This window comes from Streptomyces sp. NPDC001415, from assembly GCF_053597395.1.
Genome location: NZ_JBSFIE010000011.1, coordinates 1 through 25,667 on the forward strand (window position 1 = coordinate 1; position 25,667 = coordinate 25,667).

The 25,667-nt window shown below is 71.4% G+C and carries 20 protein-coding genes; 6 read left to right on the plus strand and 14 right to left on the minus strand.

Annotated features, from left to right (window positions below; genetic code table 11):
* Window positions 1-276, minus strand: a 276-nt coding sequence (locus tag ACWC2B_RS17025; protein WP_450717218.1) for a hypothetical protein, incomplete at its 3' end; no start/stop codon positions are given.
* A gap of 164 nt (window positions 277-440) precedes the next feature.
* On the minus strand, window positions 441-1,448 hold the full coding sequence (locus tag ACWC2B_RS17030) for a stage II sporulation protein M (RefSeq protein WP_450717219.1): 1,008 nt from the start codon (window positions 1,446-1,448) through the stop codon (window positions 441-443).
* 127 nt (window positions 1,449-1,575) lie between these two features.
* Here ACWC2B_RS17030 and ACWC2B_RS17035 point away from each other — a divergent pair, with 127 nt between their 5' ends.
* A complete protein-coding gene (locus ACWC2B_RS17035) occupies window positions 1,576-2,616 on the plus strand; it encodes an RDD family protein (RefSeq protein WP_450717220.1) in 1,041 nt (346 codons plus the stop codon).
* 141 nt (window positions 2,617-2,757) lie between these two features.
* Here the strand turns inward: ACWC2B_RS17035 and ACWC2B_RS17040 are convergent, their stop codons facing one another.
* Together ACWC2B_RS17040 and ahcY are read right to left on the minus strand one after the other, a co-directional pair.
* Entirely contained in the window at window positions 2,758-3,378 is a 621-nt protein-coding gene (locus ACWC2B_RS17040) for a hypothetical protein (RefSeq protein ID WP_450717221.1), read from the minus strand.
* 252 nt (window positions 3,379-3,630) lie between these two features.
* Window positions 3,631-5,094 carry an adenosylhomocysteinase gene (gene ahcY / locus ACWC2B_RS17045; RefSeq protein ID WP_450717222.1) on the minus strand — a complete coding sequence of 488 codons (1,464 nt, stop codon included), beginning with the start codon at window positions 5,092-5,094 and terminating at the stop codon, window positions 3,631-3,633.
* Between the two features lie 477 nt (window positions 5,095-5,571).
* Here ahcY and ACWC2B_RS17050 point away from each other — a divergent pair, with 477 nt between their 5' ends.
* A complete protein-coding gene (locus ACWC2B_RS17050) occupies window positions 5,572-7,596 on the plus strand; it encodes a fructose-specific PTS transporter subunit EIIC (protein WP_450717564.1) in 2,025 nt (674 codons plus the stop codon).
* A gap of 612 nt (window positions 7,597-8,208) precedes the next feature.
* Here the strand turns inward: ACWC2B_RS17050 and ACWC2B_RS17055 are convergent.
* The 6 genes from ACWC2B_RS17055 to ACWC2B_RS17080 form a co-directional block, all read right to left on the minus strand.
* Complete coding sequence (locus ACWC2B_RS17055) at window positions 8,209-9,168, minus strand: cation diffusion facilitator family transporter (protein WP_450717223.1); 960 nt, start codon at window positions 9,166-9,168, stop codon at window positions 8,209-8,211.
* Between the two features lie 79 nt (window positions 9,169-9,247).
* On the minus strand, window positions 9,248-10,414 hold the full coding sequence (manA, locus tag ACWC2B_RS17060) for a mannose-6-phosphate isomerase, class I (protein ID WP_450717224.1): 1,167 nt from the start codon (window positions 10,412-10,414) through the stop codon (window positions 9,248-9,250).
* A gap of 166 nt (window positions 10,415-10,580) precedes the next feature.
* Entirely contained in the window at window positions 10,581-11,708 is a 1,128-nt protein-coding gene (locus ACWC2B_RS17065; RefSeq protein ID WP_450717225.1) for an SIS domain-containing protein, read from the minus strand.
* 66 nt (window positions 11,709-11,774) lie between these two features.
* A complete protein-coding gene (locus ACWC2B_RS17070) occupies window positions 11,775-11,957 on the minus strand; it encodes a Trm112 family protein (RefSeq protein WP_053723767.1) in 183 nt (60 codons plus the stop codon).
* A gap of 263 nt (window positions 11,958-12,220) precedes the next feature.
* On the minus strand, window positions 12,221-13,582 hold the full coding sequence (locus ACWC2B_RS17075) for a phosphomannomutase/phosphoglucomutase (RefSeq protein ID WP_450717226.1): 1,362 nt from the start codon (window positions 13,580-13,582) through the stop codon (window positions 12,221-12,223).
* A gap of 201 nt (window positions 13,583-13,783) precedes the next feature.
* A complete protein-coding gene (locus tag ACWC2B_RS17080) occupies window positions 13,784-14,203 on the minus strand; it encodes a DUF3499 domain-containing protein (protein WP_450717227.1) in 420 nt (139 codons plus the stop codon).
* Window positions 14,204-14,498: 295 nt separating this feature from the next.
* On the opposite strand from ACWC2B_RS17080, the gene ACWC2B_RS17085 reads away from it, so the two are divergent.
* Window positions 14,499-14,978: a metallopeptidase family protein gene (locus tag ACWC2B_RS17085; protein WP_450717228.1), complete on the plus strand. Its 480-nt coding sequence runs from the start codon at window positions 14,499-14,501 to the stop codon at window positions 14,976-14,978.
* Between the two features lie 11 nt (window positions 14,979-14,989).
* Here the strand turns inward: ACWC2B_RS17085 and ACWC2B_RS17090 are convergent, their stop codons facing one another.
* From ACWC2B_RS17090 to ACWC2B_RS17100, 3 genes are all read right to left on the minus strand, one after another.
* Window positions 14,990-16,585, minus strand: coding sequence for a DUF5719 family protein (locus tag ACWC2B_RS17090; protein WP_450717229.1), 1,596 nt, complete (start codon window positions 16,583-16,585; stop codon window positions 14,990-14,992).
* Entirely contained in the window at window positions 16,582-20,292 is a 3,711-nt protein-coding gene (locus tag ACWC2B_RS17095) for a glycosyltransferase (protein ID WP_450717230.1), read from the minus strand. Before ACWC2B_RS17095 ends, ACWC2B_RS17090 begins: the two co-directional genes overlap by 4 nt.
* 419 nt (window positions 20,293-20,711) lie before the next feature.
* Window positions 20,712-20,975, minus strand: a complete 264-nt coding sequence (locus ACWC2B_RS17100; protein ID WP_053723761.1) for a WhiB family transcriptional regulator — start codon at window positions 20,973-20,975, stop codon at window positions 20,712-20,714.
* 728 nt (window positions 20,976-21,703) lie between these two features.
* On the opposite strand from ACWC2B_RS17100, the gene ACWC2B_RS17105 reads away from it, so the two are divergent.
* Genes ACWC2B_RS17105 through ACWC2B_RS17115 form a run of 3 tightly spaced genes read left to right on the plus strand, consistent with a single transcriptional unit; the run spans window position 21,704 to window position 24,465 of the window.
* Entirely contained in the window at window positions 21,704-22,210 is a 507-nt protein-coding gene (locus tag ACWC2B_RS17105; protein ID WP_450717231.1) for a cysteine dioxygenase, read from the plus strand.
* Between the two features lie 12 nt (window positions 22,211-22,222).
* Window positions 22,223-23,179 (plus strand): 2-phospho-L-lactate transferase, encoded by a 957-nt coding sequence (gene cofD / locus ACWC2B_RS17110; RefSeq protein ID WP_450717232.1) that lies wholly within the window; start codon window positions 22,223-22,225, stop codon window positions 23,177-23,179.
* Window positions 23,176-24,465 carry a coenzyme F420-0:L-glutamate ligase gene (locus ACWC2B_RS17115; RefSeq protein ID WP_450717233.1) on the plus strand — a complete coding sequence of 430 codons (1,290 nt, stop codon included), beginning with the start codon at window positions 23,176-23,178 and terminating at the stop codon, window positions 24,463-24,465. The genes cofD and ACWC2B_RS17115 overlap by 4 nt, the downstream gene beginning before the upstream one ends.
* A 13-nt stretch (window positions 24,466-24,478) precedes the next feature.
* On the opposite strand, the gene ACWC2B_RS17120 is transcribed toward ACWC2B_RS17115, so the two are convergent.
* Window positions 24,479-25,447: a DNA-3-methyladenine glycosylase family protein gene (locus ACWC2B_RS17120; protein ID WP_450717234.1), complete on the minus strand. Its 969-nt coding sequence runs from the start codon at window positions 25,445-25,447 to the stop codon at window positions 24,479-24,481.
* Between the last annotated feature and the right edge of the window lie 220 nt (window positions 25,448-25,667).

Consider the following 25,667-nt stretch of genomic DNA (forward strand, 5'->3'; position numbering starts at 1 on the left):
AATCTGGCGTTGACTTTTGGCACGCTGTTGAGTTCTCAAGGAACGGACGCTTCCTTCGTACTCACCCTCGCGGGCTTTCCTCCGGGCGCTTCCCTTCGGTATTTCGTGTTTCCAGCTTAGCAGATCCGATTTCCGTTTCCGCCACCCGCTGGAGCGGGCTACCGATTCGTTATTCGCTTTCGCGCTTCCCTTTTCGGTGATTCCGACTCTATCAGAAGCATTTCGGCCGATCGAATCGACTTCATTGGCTTCGAATGGTGAATCGAAATGGCTCATCGCTCAGAAATTCAATTTCTGGCGAGAGCGAGAGAGATGCTAGCCAGTGCTCACGAACTTGTCCAGTCCGAGGCAACCGTTTGAATCTACCTCCCCACTCCGACCGTGTCAACGGTTTTTGTGGGCGAAGAGGACAGTAGCAGGTCAGAGGGGGCGTGCGCACATCACGCGGCTGTCGGGAGCTCGGCACTGCGGGCGGCTGCCTCTACGTCGCCGACCTCGCCGGCTCGTGCGGCTCGGCCGCCCAGGACGTACACGTACACAAGAAAGGCCAGCTCGGCGGCGATGCCGATGGCGATTCGGGCCCAGGTGGGGAGGCTGGAGGGGGTGACGAAGCCTTCGATCAGGCCGGAGACGAACAGCACCAGGGCCAGGCCGATGGCCATGCCTACGGCTGCGCGGCCTTGTTCTGCCAGAGCCGCACGGCGGGTGCGCGGGCCCGGGTCGACGACGGTCCAGCCGAGGCGCATGCCCGTACCAGCGGCGACGAATACCGCGGTCAGTTCCAGGAGGCCGTGCGGCAGGACCAGGCCGAGGAAGGTGTCGAGGCGTCCGGCCGAGGACATGAGGCCGATGCCGACGCCCAGGTTGAGCATGTTGAGGAAGAGGATCCACAGGACGGGGATGCCGAGGAAAGCGCCCAGGACCAGGCACATTGCGGTGGCCTGGGCGTTGTTCGTCCAGACCTGGGCCGCGAAGGAGGCGGCCGGGTGGCTTGAGTAGTACGTCTCGTATTCGCCGCCCGGCCGTGTCATCTGGCGCAGGGCGTCGGGGGCCGCGATCGCGGACTGCACCTCGGGGTGGGTACCGATCCACCAGCCGATGACCGCGGCGACGGCTATGGAGATCAGGGCCGCGGGGATCCACCAGCGGCGGGAGCGGTAGACGGCCGCGGGGAAGCCCTCGACAAGGAAGCGGGCGGTGTCGCGCCAGGTCGCGCGGCGGGTGCCGGTGACGCAGGAGCGCGCGCGGGCCACCAGTTGCGTCAGTCGGGCCGTGAGGAGGGGGTCCGGGGCGCTGGACTGTATTTGGGAGAGGTGTGTGGACGTGCGCTGGTAGAGCGTCACCAGCTCGTCGGCCTCGGCGCCCGTGAGGCGGCGGCCTCGGCGCAGGAGGTGTTCGAGGCGGTCCCACTCCGCGTGGTGGGCGGTCACGAAGACGTCGAGGTCCATGTTCTGCTGCTGCTCCAGGCACTGGTGCGTACGGTCCGTACTACTGCGGCGCGCTGCGGGCCAGCTTGGCAGACTGGGTGGTCCGAGGGGTGTGGAAGGCCGTCGTCTGTGAAGGGTGGGGTATCGGGTGAGCGCGCTGGTCACGGGGGATGCGGTCGTACTGGGGCTGCGGCCTGCGCGGCTGCCGAGTCGCGCGCTGGCGCTGGTGATCGACCTGTCGGTGGTGTGGGCGACGTACATATTGGTCTCGTTGGTCATGTTGTTCGCCACTGCCTCGCTCGATGCCGCTGCCCAGGCCGCGATAGCCGTGGCCCTGTTCGTGCTCGTGCTGGTCGGGGGCCCGATCGCGGTCGAGACGCTTTCGCACGGGCGGTCGCTGGGGAAGCTTGCCTGCGGGCTGCGGGTGGTGCGGGACGACGGCGGGCCGATCCGGTTCCGGCATGCGCTGGTGCGCGGGGCCATGGGGGTCATCGAGATTCTGCTGACGTTCGGCGTCGTCGCCTGTATCGCCTCGCTCGTCTCTGAGCGTGGACGTCGGGTCGGGGATGTCTTCGCGGGCACGCTGGTCGTGCGGGAGCGGGTGTCGACGGGGTGGACCGCGGCCGTTCCGCCTCCGCCGCCGTGGCTGGTAGGACGGTTCGCGGGGCTGGATCTGTCACGGGTGCCGGACGGGCTCTGGCTGGCGATACGCCAGTACCTGACGCGTATGCGACAGCTCGACCCGCAGGTGAGCTGGACCATGGCGGCCCGCCTGGCCGAGGACATGGTGGCCTGTACGGGGACGCCCCTCCCTGAGGGAGTGCCGCCTGCCGCCTATCTGGCCGGTGTGGTGGGTGAGCGCCAGGCCCGGGATGCGCGACGGGCGTTCGGAGCGGGTCAGGCTGCCGCGAGCAGGGGGGCGGGGGTTCAGGGTGGAGGTCCTCGGCCTGTTTCCGGCCCGGTTTACGGCTCGGCCGCTGCGGTTGCTCCGCCTGGATTCGCGAGGTCGGCTCCGGATTCGGGCGCGGAGGCGCGCCTGGCCTCTGCCCCGGCTGTGGTGTCCCCTGCGGCGGATCGGCCGGCTTCAGGTGGTGCCGCTGAGCCGGCTGGGTCCGGAGCGCCGGGGATCGAAGCCTCCAACAGCGCTGATTCTCCCGGGCGTTCAACAGGGTTCGCACCGCCTGCCTGACATTGCCGCCGGCCTGGCGCTGCCGCCTGTCCGATGTTGCCGCCTGTCCGACGTTGTGGGGCCGGAGTCGGGCGGCGGGCGGCGAGGTGGACGGGCGGCGAGCCGTCCGGACCGGAGTGTTCGAGCGTTCTGTGGTCAGGGCTACGGCGTGGGGAACGTCGAGGGTGGGGATTCCAGGGATTCCAGCTCGATTCCAGGGGCCGCGAGGACGACGTCACCCGCGATGTGGACGGTGTGCTGCTCCCCCGTGTCCAGGGCGCTGACCTGGTACTCGTCCACGGTCAGGGGGCCATTGTCAGTGGCGTGCGCTTCACTATTCAGCAGGGCCCAGGACTGGTCGATCGTTCGGGGGGCGAGGACCGGGTCCGTGAAGGCGACGAGGCGGACGCGCGTCGTCGGGGACTGGGGGGTGAGGCGGAGCAGACGGGAGGTGGCGACGAGGAACGCGGGGGAACTGCCGGCGAAGGCGTGGGCGCGGACATTGCCTTCGGTGGCGTGAGCCCCGGAGGGGTCGGTGCGGACCCAGGTGACGCCGTCGAGGGCGGCGCCTCGTACCTGCCAGCCGGCGGCATGGAGTTCGAGGCGGATGGGTCGGCCGAGTTCGTCGAGTGCGAGGTCTACGGAGCCCGCGTGGTCTCCGGAGGGGGTGGTGAGCTGGGAGACGTAGCGCCAGCCGGAAGGGCCGGGAGCGCAGTGGAAGTGTTCTTCGCCGAGAGGGGTGTGGTCGTGGGGATCGTGAAGCGAATATCGGCCGCGGGGCATGGGATCTCGGGGTCCTCGGGAGTCGGGCGCTGACTCGGTGGGGGGGCGGTATGGGGCAGGCCCCCGACACGGGGGTGCGGGGGCCTGCCTCAGTACCGATGGCGTACCGGGTGCCGATGACGTACCGGTGGAGCCGAGTGCCGGTGGCGGCCGGATGCTGGTGGCGTCCTAGCCGACCGTGCCGTCAACTCCGGGGACTGCAGGGGCTGTTGGGCCTGGCGTCCCGCAGTCCTCGGAGTGACGGTGTCGGGCTCAGTAGCGGTAGTGGTCCGGCTTGTACGGGCCTTCTACCTCGACGCCGATGTACGCGGCTTGCTCCGGGCGGAGTTCGGTGAGCTTGACGCCGAGCGATGCCAGGTGGAGACGGGCGACCTTCTCGTCGAGGTGCTTGGGCAGCACGTAGACGTCGGTCGGGTACTCCGACGGCTTGGTGAAGAGCTCGATCTGGGCCAGCGTCTGGTCCGCGAAGGAGTTCGACATGACGAAGGAGGGGTGACCGGTCGCGTTGCCGAGGTTCAGCAGGCGGCCCTCGGACAGGATGATCAGGACCTTGCCGTCGGGGAAGGTCCAGGTGTGCACCTGGGGCTTGACCTCGTCCTTGACGACGCCGGGGATCTTGGCCAGGCCTGCCATGTCGATCTCGTTGTCGAAGTGGCCGATGTTCCCGACGATCGCCTGGTGCTTCATCTTGGCCATGTCGGCGGCCATGATGATGTCCTTGTTGCCGGTCGTGGTGATGAAGATGTCCGCCGTCTCGACGACGTCGTCCAGCGTCGTGACCTGGTAGCCGTCCATCGCCGCCTGGAGCGCGCAGATCGGGTCGATCTCGGTGATGATCACGCGGGCGCCCTGGCCGCGCAGGGACTCGGCGCAGCCCTTGCCGACGTCGCCGTATCCGCACACGACCGCGGTCTTGCCGCCGATGAGGACGTCGGTGGCGCGGTTGATGCCGTCGATCAGGGAGTGGCGGCAGCCGTACTTGTTGTCGAACTTGGACTTCGTCACGGCGTCGTTCACGTTGATCGCCGGGAAGAGGAGGTCGCCGTCGCGCATCATCTCGTACAGGCGGTGCACACCCGTCGTGGTCTCCTCGGTCACGCCGCGGATCTCCGAGGCGAGCTGGGTCCACTTCTGGGGGTTCTCACCCAGGGTGCGGTTCAGGAGGGTGAGGATGTGGGCGTACTCCTCGGAGTCCGCCGTCGAGGGGTCCGGGGCCACGCCGGCCTTCTCGAACTCGACACCCTTGTGCACCAGGAGGGTGGCGTCGCCGCCGTCGTCCAGGATCATGTTCGGGCCGCCGGTCGGGGTGTTCGGCCAGGTCAGCGCCTGCTCCGTGCACCACCAGTACTCCTCAAGGGTCTCGCCCTTCCAGGCGTAGACCGGGACGCCGGCGGGGGCGTCCGGGGTGCCGTTCGGGCCGACCGCGATGGCGGCGGCGGCGTGGTCCTGGGTGGAGAAGATGTTGCAGGAGGCCCAGCGGACCTCGGCGCCGAGGGCGACCAGGGTCTCGATCAGCACAGCGGTCTGCACGGTCATGTGCAGCGAGCCGGTGATGCGGGCGCCGGCCAGCGGCTGCGTGGCGGCGTACTCCTTGCGGATCGACATCAGGCCGGGCATCTCGTGCTCGGCGAGGGTGATCTCCTTGCGGCCGAAGGCGGCGAGGGAGAGGTCGGCGACCTTGAAGTCCTGGCCGGCGCCGGTGGCGTCAGTCGTCATGGCGGGCTGCTCCTCGTGGGTTGGTGGCGAGGGTGGGTACGGCTGGTCTGCGGGCGCGGCGATGGGCATGGGAGTGCCCGAACGCGCTCGCAGCGCAGTCCGTCGGAGGCCCTCTCTCCCTCGGCCGGGTCCATGAAGGACCGACCGACCGCCATCAGCAGCGACGTCTGGCTCTGGTCACGAATCTACACCGATCGGCCGAGCGTGCCCCAGCCTGCCCGGCCAAGAGCCTCGGCTGAAAATCGGGACCACAGTCCGGGCGAACCGGGCCCAACGGGACTTTTGATCCGGTCCTTGACGGGTGGAGGATGCTTGGGTCGGCCCGACTCGGGATACGAGCGGACCGTACGCACGATCTGCGCGACGAGGCGCGAAGCGTTAGGAGACCCCCACGTGACCAGTCCGGCTAGCGAGGGGCAGCGGAAGTTGAAGCTGCTCGCGGTGACCGCCTGTCCGACCGGCATCGCTCACACCTACATGGCCGCCGAGAAGCTGGCCGGGGCTGCGGCGGCGCTCGGCATCGAGATGAAGGTGGAGACGCAGGGCTCCATCGGGGCCGAAAACGTACTCACTGACAACGATGTCAGAGAGGCTGACGGGGTCATCATCGCGGCCGACAAGGACGTCGCACTCGACCGGTTCGCGGGCAAGAAGGTGCTGAGCGTGCCCGTCGCCGACGGCATTCACCGGCCCGAGCAGCTCATCGAGCAGGTGCAGAGCGCGGCTGTGCACACGGGCGGCCATGGCCTTCCGGCCGGCGGTGGCGGCGGTGCGGGCCGCGTCGGCGGTAAGGAGCGGAGCGCCGCGTACAAGGCGCTGATGAACGGCGTCTCGCACATGATCCCGTTCGTGGTGGTCGGCGGTCTGCTGCTCGCCGTCTCGATCGCGCTGGGCGGTCACAGCACGCCGAAGGGCATCGAGTTCGACAAGGACTCGTTCTGGTTCTACGTCAACACGCTCGGCACGCTCGGCTTCAAGCTGATGCTGCCGATCTTCTCCGGCTATATCGCCTTCGCACTCGGCGACCGGCCCGCCCTGGTGCCCGGCATGATCGGCGGCTTCCTCGCCGCCGACGCGGTGAACATCTACGGCGCGGACGCGAACGCCGGATTCCTCGGGGCGATCGCGACCGGATTCCTCGCCGGGTACCTGGTGCTGGGGATCCGCAAGGTCAAGGTGCCCAAGTTCGTCCAGCCGATCATGCCGATCATCGTGATTCCGATCGTGTCGACACTGGCGCTCGGCCTGTTCTACATCTACGTGATCGGGCAGCCGATCTCCTGGGTGTTCACGCATCTGACCAGCTGGCTCAACGGCATGACCGGGTCCAGTGCGATCGTGCTCGGTGCGCTGATCGGGCTCATGATCGCGTTCGACATGGGCGGGCCGGTCAACAAGACGGCGTTCCTCGTCGCGGTGGGTCTGATCGGTACGAACAACGCCGTCATGGGCATGGCCGCCGCGGCCATTCCGGTCATGCCGCTCGGTCAAGGTCTGGCCACGCTGCTGCGGCGCAAGCTCTACAGCGACCAGGAGCGCGAGACCGGTATCGCGGCGCTGTTCATGGGCTTCTTCGGCATCTCGGAAGGTGCGATTCCGTTCGCCGCGGCCCGGCCGGCCCAGGTCATCCCCGCGAACATGCTGGGTGGTGCGGTGGCCGGTGCGGTCGCGGGTGTGGCCGGGGTGTCGGACTCCGTTCCGCACGGCGGGCCGATCGTTTCGCTGTTCGGGGCCGTGGGCGGGGCAGCGATGTTCTTCCTGGCCATCGCCATCGGTACGGCCGTCACCGCGCTCACCACGAATGGGCTGATCGACCTCAAGGAGCGGAAGGCTCGGCGGGGTGGGGACGGGGTTGCCGCCTTGATTCCTGAGCCTGCTCTGGCTGGTGTGGCTGCCGGGGTGGGCGGGGGTGCTGGTGCTGGTGCTGGTGCTGGCAATGAGGGTGCCGGTGATGAGGTTGCCGGTGATGCGGGTGCCGGTGCGGGTGCCCTGGCCGTAGGGGCCGCGGCCCGTTCTGCCTCCGCTGCCGCCTCCGCCACTGCCCCCGAGGTGCTCTCCGGGTATCTCACCGCCCAGACCGTCAAGGTCCAGCTCGACTCACGCGACAAGGGCGGCGCGATCCGGGAGATGGCCGAAATGCTGGCTTCCACCGGGAACGTACGGGACGTCGACGAGCTCGTACGGGTCGCGCTCGCGCGGGAGGCTCAGGGGACGACCGGGCTCGGCGAGGAGATCGCCATTCCGCATGCGAAGACCGACGCGGTGTCCGTGCCGACCGTGGGGTTCGCCCGGTCTGCCGAGGGCATCGAGTGGGGGTCGCTCGACGGGACTCGGGCCAAGCTCATCTTCATGATCTCCGTGCCGGAGGCTGCGGCGGGAGACGAGCATCTGCGGATTCTGGCGTTGCTGTCGCGGAAGTTGATGGATGCGGGGTTCCGGGGGCGGTTGTCGGGGGCGGGGGACGCGGCGGCGGTTCTGGAGGTGCTGGGGGAGATTCGGTAGGCCGGTGGGAGGCTGGGGTGGGGGTTTTCTCCCCGCCCCGCCCCTTCCCGAGACCCTCCGGGGGATTGGTCGTGGGGCAGGGCGGTGGGTGGTGCGGGGGCTCCGCCCCAGGCCACTGCTTTCAAACGCCAGAGGGGCTGATTTGGGTGCCCCCGACAAACCCCCGCAGGAGCGTTCATCGGCCTCGGGCCGGTGGGTGGTGCCGGGACTCCGCCCCCAGACCCCGCTCCTCAAACGCCGGAGGAGCTGCATTGGGTCCCCACCAAATCCCCCGGAAGGCCGCAGAAGCCGCACTCGGCCCCCGCCAAGCCCCCCGCAGAAGCCTTCATCGGCCTCAGGCCAGTCGGTGGCGCCGGAGACTCCGCCCCCAGATCCCCTCCTCAAACGCCAGAGGTGCTGAGCTTGGCTCCGGCTGTCGGCTGGGATCATGCGGCCGCAGCAGTCGCAACGGGCCCGGGCTCGCCCGCAGCCGGGCGCCGGGCGCCGGGCGTCGGGCGCCGGGCGCCGGGCGTCGGGCGTCGGGCGTCGGGCGTCGGGCGTCGGGCGTCGGGCGTCGGGCGTCGGGCGTCGGGCGTCGGGCGTCGGGGCAGCCTTCCCGGGCCCCCAGTGACCTCAGCGGCCGCCCGGTGTTGCCATCGGGTCCGGGCCCGCTGCCGCTTCCTCCGCGCTGAAGATGTCCGGCTCCAGGTAGATCACCCTGGCGATGGGGACGGCCGCGCGGATTCGGGATTCCGCCGCGTTGATCGCGGTGGCGACCTCCTGGGCCGTGTCGTCGTGCTGGACGGCGATCTTGGCGGCTACCAGGAGTTCCTCAGGGCCGAGGTGGAGGGTGCGCATGTGGATGACCGCGGTCACCGTGTCGCCGTCCACGATCGCCGCCTTGATCTTCTCCACCTCGTCCGTGCCCGCCGACTCCCCGAGCAGCAGCGACTTGGTCTCCGCTGCCAGGATGAGGGCGATCAGGATCAGCAGGATGCCGATGCACAGGGTGCCGACGCCGTCCCAGACGCCGTCGCCCGTGGCCAGCGCGATGCCCACGCCCAGGAGGGCGAGGACCAGGCCGACCAGGGCGCCGAAGTCCTCCAGGAGGACGACGGGGAGTTCGGGCGCCTTCGCCCGGCGGATGAACTCCTTCCAGGAGAGTCCGCCCCGGGTGACGTTCGATTCCTTGATCGCGGTACGGAAGGAGAAGCCCTCCGCGATGATCGCGAAGACCAGCACGCCGACCGGCCAGTACCAGGCCTCGATCGCGTGCGGGTGCTTGATCTTCTCGTAGCCCTCGTAGACCGCGAACATGCCGCCGACCGAGAACAGCACGATCGAGACCAGGAACGCGTAAATGTAGCGTTCGCGGCCGTAGCCGAAGGGGTGTTGGGGCGTCGCCTCGCGCTGGGCCTTCTTGCCGCCGAGCAGCAGGAGGCCCTGGTTGCCGGAGTCGGCGAGCGAGTGGACGCTCTCCGCGAGCATCGACGACGAACCGCTGAACAGGAACGCCACGAACTTCGCCACCGCGATGGCGAGGTTGGCGCTCAGCGCCGCCACGATGGCCTTGGTTCCGCCTGACGCGCTCATGGAGTTGCCGTCTTCCCTTCGTCGGTTGCCCTCTGCGGGGGCCGGCCGGTGCCGGATCCCGCGGCGGCACATTGTTACATCAGGCAACCACCGTGGCGCGGAACACCGTTCCCGTACCGGACAGTTCGGACTTTTCCTCGGCCGGTACGAATACGGACGCGCCCGGGGTCAGCGTCAATCCCCCGACCGAGGGGCTGCCCGCCGTGCAGAGGACGATCTGCGGGGTCGGGGCCGTCAGTTCGGTGGGGGCGGCGCCCTCCGCCCGTACGAAACGGGACAGCCGGAACTCGTCGATCGGGGTCTCGTACAGCTCCTCCCCCGCCGCCGACGCCTCGGGGCGCAGCACGCCCGGGTCGGTCGGCTCGAAGCGTACGACCCGGAGCAGTTCGGGGACGTCGACATGTTTGGGAGTCAGGCCGCAGCGAAGGACGTTGTCGGAATTGGCCATGATCTCCACGCCCATGCCGCTCAGGTAGGCATGCGGAACCCCGGCGCCGAGGAACAGGGCCTCGCCGGGCTGGAGTTGGACGTAATTGAGCAGCATCGCCGCGATCACACCCGGATCGCCGGGGAAGTGGTGCGCGAGAGAGGCGTACGCCGTGTACTGCGCGCCGCCCAGGCGCTCGCACGCGGTGGTCGTCTCGTTCACCGTCGCCGCCATGTCCTCGCGGTCGGCGCTCAGTACGGCGGTGAGGACCTCGCGCAGGGCGGCCTCGACGGGGTGGGCGCGCAGCAGGTCGACGTATGGCTTGAGCGAGTCGACCTCTAGCGCGGCCAGGGTCTGCGCGGCCTCCTCCGGCGTACGGAAGCCGCACAGGCCCTCGAAGGGCGTGAGCGCGCAGATCAGTTCGGGCTTGTGGTTGGCGTCCTTGTAGTTGCGGTGCGGGGCGTCGATCGGGACCCCGGCGTCCTGCTCGGCGTCGTACCCCTCCTTCGCCTGCGCGAGGTCGGGGTGGACCTGGAGGGAGAGGGGGGCGCCGGCCGCGAGGATCTTGAGCAGGAAGGGCAGGCGGGGGCCGAACCGGGCCACGGCCGCGCGGCCCAGTTCGCCCGCCGGATCCGCCGCGATGACGTCTGACAACGATGTCGGTCCTGTGCCGCGGTCGAGCCGGGACGGGGCTCCGGGATGGGCGCCCATCCACATCTCGGCCTGGGGCTCGCCGCTGGGGACGGTGCCGAGGAGTTCCGGGATGAGGGTCGTGGAGCCCCAGGCGTAGGGACGGATGGTGTTGGTGAGACGGTCCATGGGTCGTCCTGCGTTCTCTTTCGGGTTCCGGGAGACGGTTCCGGAAGGTGGTTCCGGGAGACTTCCGCATTCGGGGGTTGCCGAAGGCCATTGGCTTCCCGGTGGCGGACTGGCTGGGGCAGACGCCCCGTCCCTGAGCAGACCCCGGCCGCGCGGCACAGCAGTGTCAGGTCGAGGCGATTGTCAGGTACACGGTCGCGAAGTCGGTGATGGCGAGGAGCTCGGCGAGGCATTCGAGCTCGTTGCCCTCCTCGGGTTCGAGCTCGCTGATCGGGGTGTCGTGGCTCAGTGCGAGCTCGCGTGCGGCGGGGGCGGCGGAGAGGCCGCCGACGGGCCGGTCGCGCAGGAGGACGACGCGGGCGTGCAGGCGCTCGGGCTCGTCCACGCGGTCGCGGAAGAAGTCGTCCGGGTCGGCGCCGGCCGCGAGCGAGCCCGCGAGCAGCACGCCGTGCGCGGGGAGCGCCTCGGGGAGTTCGGCGGCGAGCGCCGGGTGGCCGGACAGCTCGCTGAGCACGGCGGCGAACCGGCGCCCGGCCGAGGCCGCGCCCACGCCCTCGGTCCAGATGAGCGGGAGCGACTCGGCGAGCTCGGAGGCGAGCGTCTTCGCGGGATTGCTGTACGTCGCGATCGCGGGGCCGCAGCGTTCGGCGGTGCGGTCCAGGCGGGCGGCGACCTTCTCGATGGTCTCGGGGGGCGCGCTGAGCAGGCCGACCCGGTCGAGCAGCGCGAGCAGGGGCGTGAAGAGTGACCACAGGGCGCCCGGGCTCGCGGCGGACATCTCCGCCTCGTCGGGTTCGAAGGGGGCCGAGGCCATCGGCACGACCAGGCCGTGCACCCCGTCCACGGCCTCCGCGAGCGGGGAGCGCTGCGGGGCGACCGCGACGACGTTGCAGCCCCTGCGGTAGGCCTGCTCGGCGAGGAGGGCGAGGCCCGGCTCGGTGCCGTCGGTCGTGGTGATGAGGAGCAGGTCGACGGAGCCCGCCCAGCCCGGCAGGCTCCAGCGCAGGGCGCCCGCGGCGGGGGCGACGCCGGTCGACTCCAGGCGGGTGACGGGCGCGGATGCGCCCACGAGCGCCCTGATCAGGTCGGCCACGCCGGCCGCCGCGGTGCCGGGGCCCGCGATCAGTACGGACCGGGGGCGGCCCTCCGGTTTCAGCTCGGCGATGCCGGCCTCGGCCGCGTGCCGGGCCGCGGTACGGACGCGGGCGCCCGCCTCCGCCGCGCCGCGCAGCAGCCCACGGCGATCGGCCCTGGCGAGGGCTTCCGGTGCATCGAGCAGCGACTCGTCGAGCATGTGGGTCGGCCTCCGGCTCTGGCTTGGCGGGTTACCGGGAGTGCGCGGGCGGGGCCCGCACCCTGCTTACGCGGGGCGGCGGGCCTCGTCCACCAGGAGGACCGGGATGCCGTCGCGCACGGGGTAGGCGAGGCCGCAGTCCTTGCCGGTGCAGATCAGCTCGGGCTCGTCCGCCGAAGTCGCGTCGCTGAGCGGGGCGTGGCACGCCGGACAGGCGAGGATCTCAAGGAGGCCGGCTTCGAGCGGCATGGGGTTCCCTTCGGCGATTCTTCGTTCCGTACGACGCCGGAACGCGTACGGGGGTCGGGCCAGGTCAGAGCCGTGTCCACACCCTGATCCGGGCGGGGTCGAGACACAGGCTCTCAGCCTACCGCCGGGGTGGGCGGGGTGCGTGCCTGGTGAAGGGAGTGGCTGCCGGGGGGCTCACGCGCGATGGGCGCGGGCGTTGGGCAGCCCCGCCGCCCACGCCCACCGGGCGGGAATCCCGGCTCCCGCCCCCGTCGGGGCCTGCCTCAGCCCCGGACGATCGCCAGCACCTCGTCGCGTACCTTCGCCATCGTCGGGACGTCGCGCGCCTCGACGTTCAGGCGGAGCAGGGGCTCGGTGTTGGAGGCGCGCAGGTTGAACCACCAGTCCTGGGCGGTGACGGTCAGGCCGTCGAGCTCGTCCAGGGTGAGGCCGGCCCGGCCCTCGTAGGCGGCGCGGACCGCGGCCGCGCGGGCCGCCTGGTCCTCGACCGTGGAGTTGATCTCGCCGGAGCCCGCGTAGCGGTCGTACTGGGCGACAAGGGCGGAGAGGCTGCCCTGCTGACCGCCCAGCGCTGCCAGGACGTGGAGCGCGGCGAGCATGCCGGTGTCCGCGTTCCAGAAGTCGGCGAAGTAGTAGTGCGCGGAGTGCTCGCCGCCGAAGATCGCTCCGGTGGCCGCCATCTCCTGCTTGATGAAGGAGTGGCCGACCCGGGTGCGGACGGGGGTGCCGCCGTTCTCGCGGACCACCTCGGGGACGGACCAGGAGGTGATCAGGTTGTGGATCACGGTGCCGCCGGGGTGGCGGGCCAGCTCGCGGGCCGCGACCAAGGCGGTGATCGCGGAGGGCGAGACCGGCTCGCCCCGCTCGTCGACGACGAAGCAGCGGTCGGCGTCGCCGTCGAAGGCGAGGCCGAGGTCCGCGCCCTCGGCGATGACGCGGGCCTGGAGGTCCACGATGTTCGCCGGGTCGAGCGGGTTGGCCTCGTGGTTGGGGAAGGTGCCGTCGAGCTCGAAGTACATGGGGACCAGGTCGAGGGGCAGCCCTGCGAACACGGTGGGCACGGTGTGCCCGCCCATGCCGTTGCCCGCGTCGACCACGACCTTCAGGGGGCGGATGGCCGAGAGGTCGACGAGGGACAGGAGATGGGCCGCGTAGTCCGTCAACGTCTCGCGCTCGCCGATCGTGCCCGCCTCGGCCGCCGGGGCGGGGGCGCCCTGCTCCGACCACCGCTCGACCAGCTCGCGGATCTCGGCGAGACCGGTGTCCTGGCCGACCGGGGCCGCGCCCTTGCGGCACATCTTGATGCCGTTGTACTGGGCCGGGTTGTGCGAGGCGGTGAACATCGCGCCCGGCAGGTCCAGGGCGCCGGACGCGTAATACAGCTGGTCCGTGGAGCAGAGGCCGATGAGGGTGACGTCCGCGCCCAGGGCGGCCGCGCCGCGCGCGAAGGCCGCCGAGAGGCCGGGCGACGAGGGCCGCATGTCGTGGCCGACGACGATGGCGTCCGCCTGCGTCACGGTGACGAAGGCCGCGCCGAAGAGCTCGGCAAGGGACTCGTCCCACTGATCCGGCACCACTCCGCGGACGTCGTACGCCTTCACGATCTGCGACAGATCAGCAGCCACGGCCCAACCTTCCCTGATGTCGTCGACGGCGCCCTCCCCGGAGCGCCGACCGGGCTCCCAAACTACCCGCCGCCACCTGTGCGCCGGCCACAGCTTCGGTAGACCCGGCACGACTGTGTCAACTCGGCCGCGACACCTGTGGGTTGCGGGACGGCCGCGGAGCCGAGGGAGGGAATCCTGCGGACGACGGCGGAACCGGGGTCAGGATTCGGGCGAGCGCAGGACGCGCAGATGGCCTCGGCGGCCGACTTCCGCCGGGTCCGCCGCGCGCGCTCCGCCGGGCTCGGCGGGGCGCTCCTGGGGACGCGCGGCCTCACGTACGGCGTTGGCGAGCGCTTCCAGGTCGTCGCCGCTGGGGCGGGCCGGGGCGGAGGCGTCGGTCAGGCGGACGACCTCCCAGCCGCGGGGCGCGGTCAGGCGCTCGCTGTGCTCGGCGCACAGGTCGTAGCAGTGTGGTTCGGCGTAGGTGGCGAGCGGACCGAGAACTGCGGTCGAGTCCGCGTAGACGTACGTCAGTGTCGCGACGGCAGGGCGGCCGCACGCGGTGCGCGAACAGCGACGTACAGGGCTCACGACGTTGGACGGTACCGCACTCTTGACCGGGCCGCGACGACTCTCCACCAGGTCACTCCCCCGTGTCGCGGTGTGAGCTCGCGCACAGGGGGTGCCCGAGCAACTGCGCTGACCTGCACGGGAACAGAGGGCCACGGGCGGTTACCGGCCTTGTGCGGACCGCCACTTGAGAACGATTCGGTCAAACGTCGCGAAATCCTAGGTAGCCGACGGGCCGGTAACCGCTCTCATGCGTGGCTGAAATGGTCATCCCACGCCATGGCCGCGACATGCCCGCGACATACGGTCTCCCGGGCCGTCGCCGCGATCGACACCGGCTCCGGAGGGCTACGCTGCGTCAGTGATGGACAGCACCAGCTCAGCCGAAGGTACTGACTCCCGATCGGGGCCCCGGCGCCGCGACCGGCACGGCCGTGGCATGCGCGGGCCCGTGGCGCCGCCCCAGGTGCCGCTGTCGGCCAGTAGGGCCGAGACCTTCCGCGATCTCGTACTGGACTCCGTCGAGCGCCTGGAGCGGCGCTGGCCGCAGCTGGCGGAGGTGGAGTTCATGGTCACCGACGTGCCGTTCAGGGACGCCCCCGGCACCGCGGACGACGACGGGGACGCGGCGGCCTGGAGCGACGAGACGGTGCCGCTGGGTCGTGCGCTCCCGGCGGGCAAGGACCGGCCCGCCCGGATCCTGGTCTACCGCAGGCCGGTCGAGATCCGCACCAAGAACCGGGACGAGCGCGCCCTGCTCGTCCACGAGGTCGTGGTCGAGCAGGTCGCCGAACTCCTGGGCCTGGCACCGGAGTCGGTCGACCCGCGGTACGGGCAGGACTGACCCCGCGCCCGCTACCTCTCCAGGACCGACAGGTCCTGGGAGGCGGCCGGTACGGCGACCGTGCCCTTGTCGTCGGCCAGCGTCTGCACCGTGAACATCGGGACGCCGTCCTGCGTGATGGCCAGCGTGCGCGAGGCGTAGACGGGCCCGCCGTTCGGATCGGGCTCGACGGTCAGCGCGTACGAGCCCTTGAGGCCGGCCGGGACCGGCGGGTCGACGGCGAGGGTGGTGCCGGCCTTCACGGTGTACGTCTTGGACTGCGGCTCGCCGCCCTCGGTGCCCGCCGAGGAGGTGATCTTCACCGTGGCGTCCTTGGTGCCCGGCGCCGTCAGCGCGAGCGTGGCCGCCTTGTCGCGGTTGTCGGTGGCTGTCGAGCGGGTGCCGACCGGGGCGGTCGCCGGGATGAAGGCGATTTCCTGTTTGTCACCGGTGCCGCGGACCACACGTAGCGCCGCGACAACCGGAGTGCCAGCGTCCGAAACCGGGGTGAGCAGAAGGGAACCCGCCTCGCCCCTCATGACGTTCTTCAAATCAAAGGACGCCGTCATCCCCGATTTCACGTGGACGGTATCCAGCCCCGCCGGTGTGAAGCCGCCCCCCTTGCCCATCAGCTTCACCTTGAGGTCCGCGTCGTCCGCGCCCTTGGCGTGAACGATCAGGCGTACGTCGGTGGCGTCGCCCGGGATGCCCGGAAGCACCTGGGAGGCGGCCGCGTCCGCCGACGCGGGCAGCCAGTCCGCGCCCGCCTTCGCGTCCGTGGCCTGCACCACCGCACCCACCCGGCCCGCGCGGGTGGAGACATGCACCGTCAGATCGTCGGCCACCGTGCCGGTCAGCGTGGAGAGGAGAACGGGAACGCTCGACTTGGCGGGGATCGTGATGCCCTCGCCGATGTCGGCCTTGATGACACCGTCCTTGCCGAAGAGCTCGATGTCGGCGACGGCCGCGGTGTCGTCCGGGTTGGTCAGGTGGACGTAGTCCTGGCGGTCCTTGGCCGTGGACGCGCCGGGGAACCAGAAGTCGGCGTCCGGTGCGGTGCAGCTGGTGCCGAGCAGGGCGCGCCCGGCGCCGCCGGTGATCTGGGTGGTCTGCTGGGCGGCCCAGCCCGGGGCGAGCAGTCCGTCGGCGGAGCCGGTGAGGGCGGGGGCGTCGGCGCCGTTCGCGGTGGCGGCGGCCGGCTTGCCGGGCTCCTTCAGGGCGATGACCGGCTTGTCCGGGGCGGGCTTGTCGGCCGGCTTCTTGTCCTTGCCGTCCTTGCCCTTGCCGTCCTTCGCCTTGTCGTCCTTCGCCTTGTCCGTCGAGGCGGAGGGCGAGGGGGCGCCGGTGTCGGCGGGCGGCGGCACCGCCGGGCTCAGCACGGCCGTGCCCGGCTTGCCCGGCACGGCACCCTGCGAGGTGCCCTTCGGGGTGAACGCGGTGTACGTCGTCTGGGCCAGGTCGGAGTTGCTGGGCGCCGGGCACAGCAGGCCCCAGCGTTCGACAGGCAGTCGTGCCGGGGACTGGGCGCCGGTGTCGGCGGACCCGCTGGGCGCGGTGAGCGAGGCGAAGCCGGTCAGCGCGGCGAGGGCGACGGCTCCCGCGGCGAGGGAGAGGGTGGTGCGCTTCACTGCTGGCTCCCGTCGGGGCGGTGCGGCTGCTGCTCGGGCGGCTCGGGCGGGTATCCGTAGCCGTACGGGTCGTAGCTCCCGTCCGGCGGCAACGGCAAGCCCTGCGGCTGCTGCTGGTAGGGGTCGTACTGCTGCTGCCCCTGCCCGTCGGCGTACTGGCCCTGCCCGAACTGCCCTTCGGTGCCAGGGACTTGGGGGTACGGGGACTCGGGGTAGTGCTGCTCGGGGTACGGGACCTGGGCGTACTGGCCGTCGGGGTACTGCTGGTAGCCGGGGTACTGCTGCTGGTACGGGTCGTACTGCTGCTGCGTCTGCTGGTCGTGCTGGGCGGGGTCGGCGGCCGGGGAGGTGGTGGCGTACCGCGCCGCGTCCCACTCGTCGTACGCGGGCTGCTGCGGGATCTCGGCCTGCTCTGCGGGCTGTTGTTCGCCGGCGGCCTCGGCTCCGGCCTGGGCGCGGAGCCTGCGGGCCCGGCGGCCTTCGCCCGCGACGGGCTGCGCGGGGACGGCGGCCGGCGCCTCCTCCGCCTCGGGCAGGTCGTCGTCGATCTGGCGGCGACGGCCCGGCAGGGCGAGCACGAACAGGACGAGGGCAAGCACGGCCTGGAGCCAGATCCAGGCGGTGTGGGTGAACGGCGCGTCGTAGGTGACGTCCAACTTGCCCGCGTCGGCGGGGAGTTCGAAGCCCTGGGCCCAGCCGTCGACGGTGGTCTTCTTGAGCGCCTTGCCGTCGAGGGTGGCGCTCCAGCCGGGTGCCGCCTTGTCGGCGACGCGCAGGACGCGGCCCGCCACGCCGGCCGGGATCTTGGTGTGGATGTCGACGGGGTCCGCGGCGACCGGCAGGCTCTCGCCGCCCTTGGCCGGGACGATCACGGCGCGGGCGACCTGGCGGTCGACCCGCCACAGCGCGCTGCCGTCGAGCTGGCTGAGGCGGCTGAGGCCGGGCGTCGAGTCGAGGGTGCGCGCGAAGGAGCGGGGCGCGCCGTCGCGGACCAGCACATAGCGCACGGCGTAGCCGCTGAGCTGGGTCGACTGGTCGGCCCCGGAGCCCGCGACGAGGTTGGAGACGACCTTGCCGAGCCCGGCGTCGCCCCCTGCGGACGCGGCGAGTTCGGCGTCGCCGAGCTGTGCGCCCGAGCCCCTCACCAGCGTGTACGCGACCTTGGCGGGCGAGGTGCCGCCGAGGACCAGGGTGCGGGCCTGGTCGCGGGTGCCGCTCTCCTCGGCGACGAACGCCGGCACCTGCACCGGGTTGCGCCGCTCCAGCGGGCCGGCGGCGCCGCCGATCATCCAGTTCGCGGCGGAGTACACGGGGCCGAGGGCGGCCGCGAGCGCGATCAGCGCGGCGACCGGCTGGCGCCAGCCGAAGCCGTGCCCGGCGACCCGGGTCCGGCCGTTCTCGGCGCCGAGCGCCCCGGCGGCGAGCAGCGCGAGCCCGTACACGAGGGTCGCCGGGCCCGCCCAGGCGCTGTGGTTCGACAGGATCGCGAAGAGGAAGCCGGTGAGCGCGACGGCCCAGGCGGTGTGGATCGCGAAGGTGCGCTCCGAGCGGAGCAGCGCCGCGAGCGCCGCCCCGACGAGGCCGATGAGCAGCAGCCCGCCGATGGTCTTGGACCCGCCCGGGCTGGCCCCGAGCAGGTCGAGCGCGCCGGCCGAGCCGTCCCCGTACTCCAGGCCCGCTTCCCTGAGGAAGCCCGAGGGGCCGGTGAGCAGGGTGAGCGACCAGGGCGCGAGCATCACGAGCGGGGTGCCGACGACGGCCAGGAAGCGCAGCCCGTACGCCCCGATGTCGCCCCGACGCAGGGCGAGCACGCCGATGCCGAGGACCAACGCGACCGGCCAGACGACCGGCGTGAACGCCATCGCGATGGTCAGGAGCAGCGCGTAGGTCCAGGTGGCGCGCCAGCTGCCGCGAGTGCCGTCGCCGCGGAACCCGGCGGCGGACACTCCGGCGCGGGCGATCAGCGGCAGCAGGATCGCGAGGACCGCGGTGCCGAGCCGGCCCGCGGCGAGCGCGCCGGTGGCGGCGGGCAGGAAGGCGTAGGCGATGGCCGCCCAGGCGCGCAGCTGGCGGGATGCGACGAGCGGGCGTGAGGCGAAGTACGCGGTGAGTCCGGCCAGCGGGACCGAGCACACCAGGAGCAGGGTCAGCGCGAAGCCGGTCGAGCCCAGGCAGAGCGCGGAAAGGACGGCGATGATCGCGAGGTAGGGCGGCGCGCTCTGGGTGCCGCCCGCGCCGATGGGGTGCCAGGCGTCGGCGTAGCGGCTCCACAGGCTGCCGATGTGGTCGGGTGCGGGCAGCAGGGCGCCGCCCATGAGGGTGCCACCGCCGAGCAGATCGCGGCAGGCGACCAGGGACACGACCAGCAGGAGCGCGAAGAGGATCGGCGCCGGTTTGCGGGCGATCTTCTTGAGGCGGGCGAACTGCTCGATCTCCAGGAAGTCCGCGTCGTCGCCGCCGGGTCCGGACTCGACGGCGCCGTGCCGGGAGCCGCCGGTGTCCTCGGTGCCCGCGCCGAGGCTGCCCGCCACGGATTCGACGGTGGCGCGGATGGTGGCGCCGGGCGGCGGGAACAGCGGGCGCAGCTCGCTCGCCTCGACGCCGCTCTTGCCGCGCTTCTTGCGTCCGGCGAGGATCCGGCCGGGCCGCAGCAGGGTGCCGAAGAGGCCCATCACCTCGTCGACGGCCTGCCCCGGCACCTTGCCCACGAGGTAGGCGACGGTGCGGAGCAGCGTGCCGATCACGATACGAAGGAGCACGTAAGGGAGCAGCGCGGGACGGGAGTTGACGAGCATCGTGTAGACGGCGCCCGCCTTGTCGACCCGGTGCGGGTTGACGACCGAGCGGCCCGCGCAGTCGACGGTGCGGCGCTCGCGGGCCGCGGCCTCTGCGTGGCGGACCGCGGCGTCGGGGGCGACGAGGACCGTGTGGCCTGCGGCGTGGGCGCGCCAGCACAGGTCGACGTCGTCGCGCATCAGCGGCAGCCTGCGGTCGAAGCCGCCGAGCTCGTCCCACACGTCGCGGCGGATCAGCATGCCCGCGGACGACACCGACAGAACGGGCCGGACCTGGTCGTGCTGGCCCTGGTCCTGTTCGCGCCGGTCCAGGCCCGTCCAGCGGCGCCCGCTGTGGGCGATGGAGACGCCCACTTCGAGGAGCTGCTTGCGGTCGTACCAGCCGCGGAGTTTGGGACCGACGATCGCGGCATAGGGGTTGGAGTCGGCGACGCGGAGCATTTCGGCGAGGGCGTCGGGCTCGGGCGCGCAGTCGTCGTGGAGCAGCCAGAGCCACTGCACGGGCTCGCCGTGCGGGAGTTCGGGCAGGTCGTAGCTGTCGTCGCGCCAGGTGCGCGAGACCGGGTCCCAGCCGCTGGGGCGCTTCAGGTAGGGCAGTTCCTCGGGGCCGAGCACGGGTGCGGTGCGGGCAACCTCCTCGACGGCGGTGCCGAAGCCGGTGCGGCGGGCGAGGTGCAGCACGCGTTCGGCGCCGAGGGCCTCCGTGACCAGGCGGGCGGAGTCGTCCGCGCTGCCGGTGTCGGCGGCGTACGCGTTCTGTACGGGGCGTTCCTGGCCGAGGAGTCCGGCCAGCACGTCGGGGAGCCAGCGTGCGCCGTCGTGCGAGACGACCACGGCGGTGACGACGTGTCGGGGGAACTCGGGAGTCGCGGCCGCCTCGTACGGGGCCGTCGACTGGCTGTGCACGGACATCGAGGTACGGGCCCCTCCGCCCCGGAAGGCTGCTGTGCTGACTGCGGTCGGCGCGGCCGGTGTTGCGAGACGGGCTCTGACGTGACCGGAGTGCCGTGGACAGCGCCCCACACTAACGGCTGCCGCACAAACGGTCCGCCGCCTGCGGACGGGGCACAGGGGACGGACCGTTGGTTGTGTACGGAGTTGGGCGGTTTGAGCCCCCGAGGGTGGCCGCCGAGGTCGGACGGCGACGTTCCTGAGGCCCTTCCCGAGGGCCCTTCTTCGAGGACTGGAGGACTACCTGGGGGCCTTCTTCGGGAACCACCCGCGAGCCCGGGGATCACCTGCGAGCCCTCTTCCGGGATCACCTGAAGGCTTCTTCGGTGACCATCCGCGAGCCCTCTTCGGCGACCACCTGCGGGCCCTCTTCGGCGACTTCAGACAGCGGCCTTCTTCAGACGGCGGCGCTCGCGCTCGGACAGGCCGCCCCAGATGCCGAACCGCTCATCATTGGCGAGGGCGTACTCAAGGCATTCGGAGCGCACTTCGCAGGCGAGGCAGACCTTCTTGGCCTCCCTGGTGGAGCCGCCCTTTTCGGGGAAGAAGGATTCGGGGTCGGTCTGGGCGCAGAGGGCCCGTTCCTGCCAGCCGAGCTCCTCTTCGGCCTCGTCGACCAGCAGTTCCTGAAACAGCTCGGTCATGTGCGCCCCTCGTCTGTCTTTGCTGCCCCGTGATGTTGCCGTTACCGAATCCGGCCGAACGACACGAGTGAAATTACAAGTGCGTGGATCCGGGCCAGTCAAGCCGAGATCTGCTATTGGGCCCCGTATTCACTCTGCGGAACCAAGGCTATGCGGAAAGTGTTCAAATCGGTAAAAAGGTGACACCCGCCACTGAGCCACGCCGACGCCCCTCCTCACCAGTTCCTCGCCGGTTCACTCGACTCCCGCTCGACTCTGACTACAGAAGAGGACGAGACGAGTGTTGATCTTGTTGCGCCCGTACCCGGAAAGCGGCCCGGATCACATTCAGATCACGAGAAGGCAACGACGTTTGGTTGCGCAGTTGCTGCGCCACATCTCCCGCCCCACGACTGCACAAACCTTTCTCCGACTCCAGTAACCGGATGAGGTGAAACATTGCCGCCAAATCGGGCATTGGGTTGACAACACACCCACCGACCCGGTCTCCTGGACCGCATGTCAGTGACCGCAGCGCACCGAGCGACCCACCTCCGTGGGTTCCGCAGCGCTGTCCAGGCGCGCTGTTGCTGTTCCAGCTGTTGATTCCGCACCTCCTGCCCCACGTGCGATCCAGCTTCTCCTCTCGCCTCCCCTGAGACGCCACGCGTCCGCTCCGGGCGGCCGCCGTCTCCGCGAGACACCTCATCTGCGACACCCCAGCACTCCTGCCGAGGAACCCCCGCACCATGAACAGCAGCCACAGCGACCTCCAGATCGCCGGCGACATCCTTGAGGTCCAGCACCTCCTGCAGCCCACCCGCGAGCACCCCGCCACGGTCGCCGAGTTCGCCGGACTCGCCCGCTCCATCGCCGCCGACCGCTCCCAGTGGGCCCACCTCGTCCAGTACGACGCGGTCTCCCGCTGGTACCACCGCCTGCGCACCGGGCCCGGCTACGAGGTCTGGCTCCTGTCCTGGGTGCCCGGCCAGGGCAGCGGCGCCCACGACCACGGCGCCTCATCGGGCGTACTGACCGTCCTGGACGGCGAGCTGACCGAGCACACCGAGCGCGGCGTACAGAACCTGGGCGCCGGATCCCAGCGGGTCTTCGCGCCGGGCTACGTGCACGACGTCGTGAACGATTCCCTGGAGCCGGCCATCAGCCTGCACGTCTACTATCCGGGCCTGACCGACATGCCGATGCATGCCAGCCAGAGTGCCTCCCCGGCGACCCAGGATGTCGTACCCGCCTGACAGACTCTGTGCATGCGCATTGTGGTCTTGGCAGGCGGCATCGGTGGTGCCCGCTTCCTCCGTGGTCTGAAGTCCGCCGCCCCCGACGCGGACATCACCGTCATCGGCAACACCGGTGACGACATCCATCTGTTCGGCCTCAAAGTCTGCCCCGACCTCGACACCGTGATGTACACCCTGGGCGGTGGCATCAACGAGGAGCAGGGCTGGGGGCGTACCGACGAGTCCTTCACCGTGAAGGAGGAGCTCGCCGCGTACGGGGTGGGGCCCGAGTGGTTCGGGCTCGGCGACCGCGACTTCGCGACCCACATCGTCCGTACGCAGATGCTCGGCGCGGGCTATCCGCTGAGCGCCGTCACCGAGGCGCTGTGCGCCCGCTGGCAGCCCGGTGTCCGGCTCATCCCGATGTCCGACGACCGCGTCGAGACCCATGTGGCCGTCGACGTGGACGGCGAGCGCAAGGCGGTCCACTTCCAGGAGTACTGGGTGAAGCTGCGGGCCTCCGTGGACGCACAGGCCGTCGTGCCGGTCGGTGCCGAGCAGGCCAAGCCCGCGCCCGGCGTCCTCGAAGCGATCGCCTCGGCCGACGTCATCCTTTTCCCGCCGTCCAACCCGGTCGTCTCGGTCGGCACGATCCTGGCCGTGCCCGGCATCCGCGAGGCGATCGCCGAGGCGGGCGTGCCGGTGGTCGGCCTCTCCCCCATCGTGGGTGACGCCCCGGTGCGCGGCATGGCCGACAAGGTCCTCGCCGCGGTCGGCGTGGAGTCCACCGCGGCCGCGGTCGCCGAGCACTACGGCTCGGGGCTGCTCGACGGCTGGCTCGTCGACAGCGTGGACGCCGGATCGGTCGCGCGGATCGAGGAAGCGGGCATCCGCTGCCTGGCCGTGCCGCTGATGATGACGGACCTGGAGGCGACGGCCGCGATGGCCCGCGAGGCCCTCACGCTGGCCGAGGAGGTCCGCGCGTGAACCCTTCCTTCCAGGTGTGGGCGGTGCCGGGGCTGCCGGAGGTGCAGGCCGGTGACGACCTCGCGAAGCTGATCGCGGCGGCCGAGCCCGGCCTCGCCGACGGCGACATCCTGCTCGTCACCTCGAAGATCGTCTCCAAGGCGGAGGGCCGGATCACCGAGGCCGCCGACCGCGAGGCGGCCATAGACGCCGAGACGGTACGGGTGGTGGCCCGGCGCGGCGCCCTGCGCATAGTCGAGAACCGGCAGGGCCTGATCATGGCCGCGGCGGGCGTCGACGCTTCCAACACCCCTGCCGGGACAGTCCTGTTGCTCCCCGAGGACCCGGACGCCTCGGCCGCCGCGATCCGCGCGGGGCTGCGCGACGCGCTCGGCGTCGAGGTCGGTGTGGTCGTCACGGACACCTTCGGGCGGCCGTGGCGCAACGGGCTCACCGACGTGGCGATCGGCGCCAGCGGCGTACGCGTCCTCGACGACCTGCGGGGCGGCACGGACGGGCACGGCAACCCGCTGAGCGCGACGGTGGTCTCGCTCGCCGACGAACTGGCCGCCGCGGGCGACCTGGTGAAGGGCAAGGCCGGCGGTCTTCCGGTCGCCGTGGTCCGCGGCCTCGGGCACCTCGCGGGCGAGGGCGCGGCCCGCGAGATGGTCCGCGCCCCGGTCGACGACATGTTCCGCCTGGGAACCTCGGAGGCGGTACGAGAGGCGGTCACCCAGCGGCGTACGGTACGGGCCTTCACGGCCGAGCCCGTCGACCCGGGCGCGGTACGGCGCGCCGTCGCGGCGGCGGTCACCGCGCCGGCCCCGCACCACACGACGCCGTGGCGGTTCGTGCTGCTCGAATCGGAGGAGTCGCGCACGCGGCTGCTCGACGCGATGCGGGACGCCTGGATCGAAGACCTGCGCCGCGACGGCAAGTCCGAGGAGTCGATCGCCAAGCGGGTCGCGCGGGGCGAAGTCCTGCGCGCCGCACCGTACTTGGTGGTGCCCTGCCTCGTGATGGACGGCTCGCACTCCTACGGCGACGCCCGCCGCGACGGCGCCGAGCGCGAGATGTTCGTGGTCGCGGCGGGCGCGGGCGTCCAGAACTTCCTGGTGGCCCTCGCGGGCGAGCGGCTCGGCTCGGCGTGGGTGTCCTCGACGATGTTCTGCCGCGATGTCGTACGCGACTGCCTTGACCTGCCTGCCCATTGGGACCCGATGGGCGCGGTGGCCGTGGGGCATGCGGCCGAGCCGCCCAAGGAGCGCCCGGCACGCGAGGCGTCGGCGTTCATCGAGGTGCGCTGAGAGCAGGCTCCGACTACAGCGGGGCGATGTCGCGGGGCTGCATGCGCGGGGCCCGGCGCTCCGGGGTGCGTCCGCTGAGCAGGATCAGGCGGGCAGCCCGGTGGCGTTGGCCCGCGTACGGTTCGAGCAGGGCCAGCATCTCGGCGTCGTCGGCGTTCCGGTTGCCCGCGAGGGCGTGGCCGATGATGCCGGGCAGGTGGAGATCGCCGACCGTCACCAAGTCGGCGGCGCCGATGGCCCGTTGGAGGGTTTCGGCGGCCGTCCACGGGCCGATGCCCGCGATGAGCTGGAGCCGCTCGGCGGCCTTCGGGGCGTCCATCGTGGCCGCCTCCTCCATCCGGCGGGCCACCCGCACCGCGCGCATGACGGTGTCCGAGCGCTTGGAGTCGACGCCGGCGCGGTGCCACTCCCAGGACGGGATCAGCGCCCACGTCCTGGCGTCGGGCATGACGTACATCCCGTCGGGGGCGCCGGGGGCGGGCTCGCCGTACTTGCGGACCAGGAGCTGCCAGGCGCGGTAGGCCTCGGTCGTGGTGACCTTCTGTTCCAGGACCGAGGGGATCAGGGATTCCAGGACGAGTCCGGTACGGGTCAGGCGGAGGCCCGGGCGGTTGCGGTGCGCCTCCGCGACGAGGCGGTGCCGGGGGGTGAAGGCGCCGGGGTCGTCCAACTCCCCCAGCAGTGCGGGGAGTTGCTCAAGCATCCACTCCGCGCCCTCGCCCCATGCCTCGGCGTGCGCGGTGTCCTTCGCGGCGGTCACTCGCAGGGTGGCGGGGCCGGCGGGGGTTCTCGACGTGCGCCACACCGCTCCGTCGGGGGTGGTGCGGTAGGTGGGGTCCCGGGGGCCGCGCCTGAGGGGGCCGAGGGTCAGGGGGAGGTCGAGGGGGCCGTGCTTCGGGGCCCAGGCTCGCGTGCGTCCTGCCGTTCGGGGGGCGGGGATGGGGCGGCGGCTGGGGGTGCGGGGGGCGAATCGTCCTGCCACGGGTGGGTCCTCGGGGGTGGGCTGCCCTCCGAGGGTACGCGGCTTTGGCTCCGGGGGCCTTCCCCACCCCGCCCCTTCCCGAGACCCGCCGGGGGATGCGATTCGGCTGCGAGCCGGTGGCTGCTGGGGCTCCGCCCCAGACCCCGTTCGCGCCTTAAGGGCGCTCGTCCTCAAACGCCGGACAGGCTGAAATGCCCGATGCGGGCCAGCACCAACCCTG

Excerpts from the sequence above, each read along its gene's own strand:
- ACWC2B_RS17030 (WP_450717219.1), bottom strand. The coding sequence starts at position 1,448 with ATGGACCTCGACGTCTTCGTGACCGCCCACCACGCGGAGTGGGACCGC.
- ACWC2B_RS17040 (WP_450717221.1), bottom strand. The coding sequence starts at position 3,378 with ATGCCCCGCGGCCGATATTCGCTTCACGATCCCCACGACCACACCCCT.
- ahcY (WP_450717222.1), bottom strand. The coding sequence starts at position 5,094 with ATGACGACTGACGCCACCGGCGCCGGCCAGGACTTCAAGGTCGCCGAC.
- ACWC2B_RS17050 (WP_450717564.1), top strand. The coding sequence starts at position 5,572 with ATGGCCGCCGAGAAGCTGGCCGGGGCTGCGGCGGCGCTCGGCATCGAG.
- ACWC2B_RS17055 (WP_450717223.1), bottom strand. The coding sequence starts at position 9,168 with ATGAGCGCGTCAGGCGGAACCAAGGCCATCGTGGCGGCGCTGAGCGCC.
- manA (WP_450717224.1), bottom strand. The coding sequence starts at position 10,414 with ATGGACCGTCTCACCAACACCATCCGTCCCTACGCCTGGGGCTCCACG.
- ACWC2B_RS17065 (WP_450717225.1), bottom strand. The coding sequence starts at position 11,708 with ATGCTCGACGAGTCGCTGCTCGATGCACCGGAAGCCCTCGCCAGGGCC.
- ACWC2B_RS17070 (WP_053723767.1), bottom strand. The coding sequence starts at position 11,957 with ATGCCGCTCGAAGCCGGCCTCCTTGAGATCCTCGCCTGTCCGGCGTGC.
- ACWC2B_RS17085 (WP_450717228.1), top strand. The coding sequence starts at position 14,499 with ATGGACAGCACCAGCTCAGCCGAAGGTACTGACTCCCGATCGGGGCCC.
- ACWC2B_RS17095 (WP_450717230.1), bottom strand. The coding sequence starts at position 20,292 with ATGTCCGTGCACAGCCAGTCGACGGCCCCGTACGAGGCGGCCGCGACT.
- ACWC2B_RS17100 (WP_053723761.1), bottom strand. The coding sequence starts at position 20,975 with ATGACCGAGCTGTTTCAGGAACTGCTGGTCGACGAGGCCGAAGAGGAG.
- ACWC2B_RS17105 (WP_450717231.1), top strand. The coding sequence starts at position 21,704 with ATGAACAGCAGCCACAGCGACCTCCAGATCGCCGGCGACATCCTTGAG.
- cofD (WP_450717232.1), top strand. The coding sequence starts at position 22,223 with ATGCGCATTGTGGTCTTGGCAGGCGGCATCGGTGGTGCCCGCTTCCTC.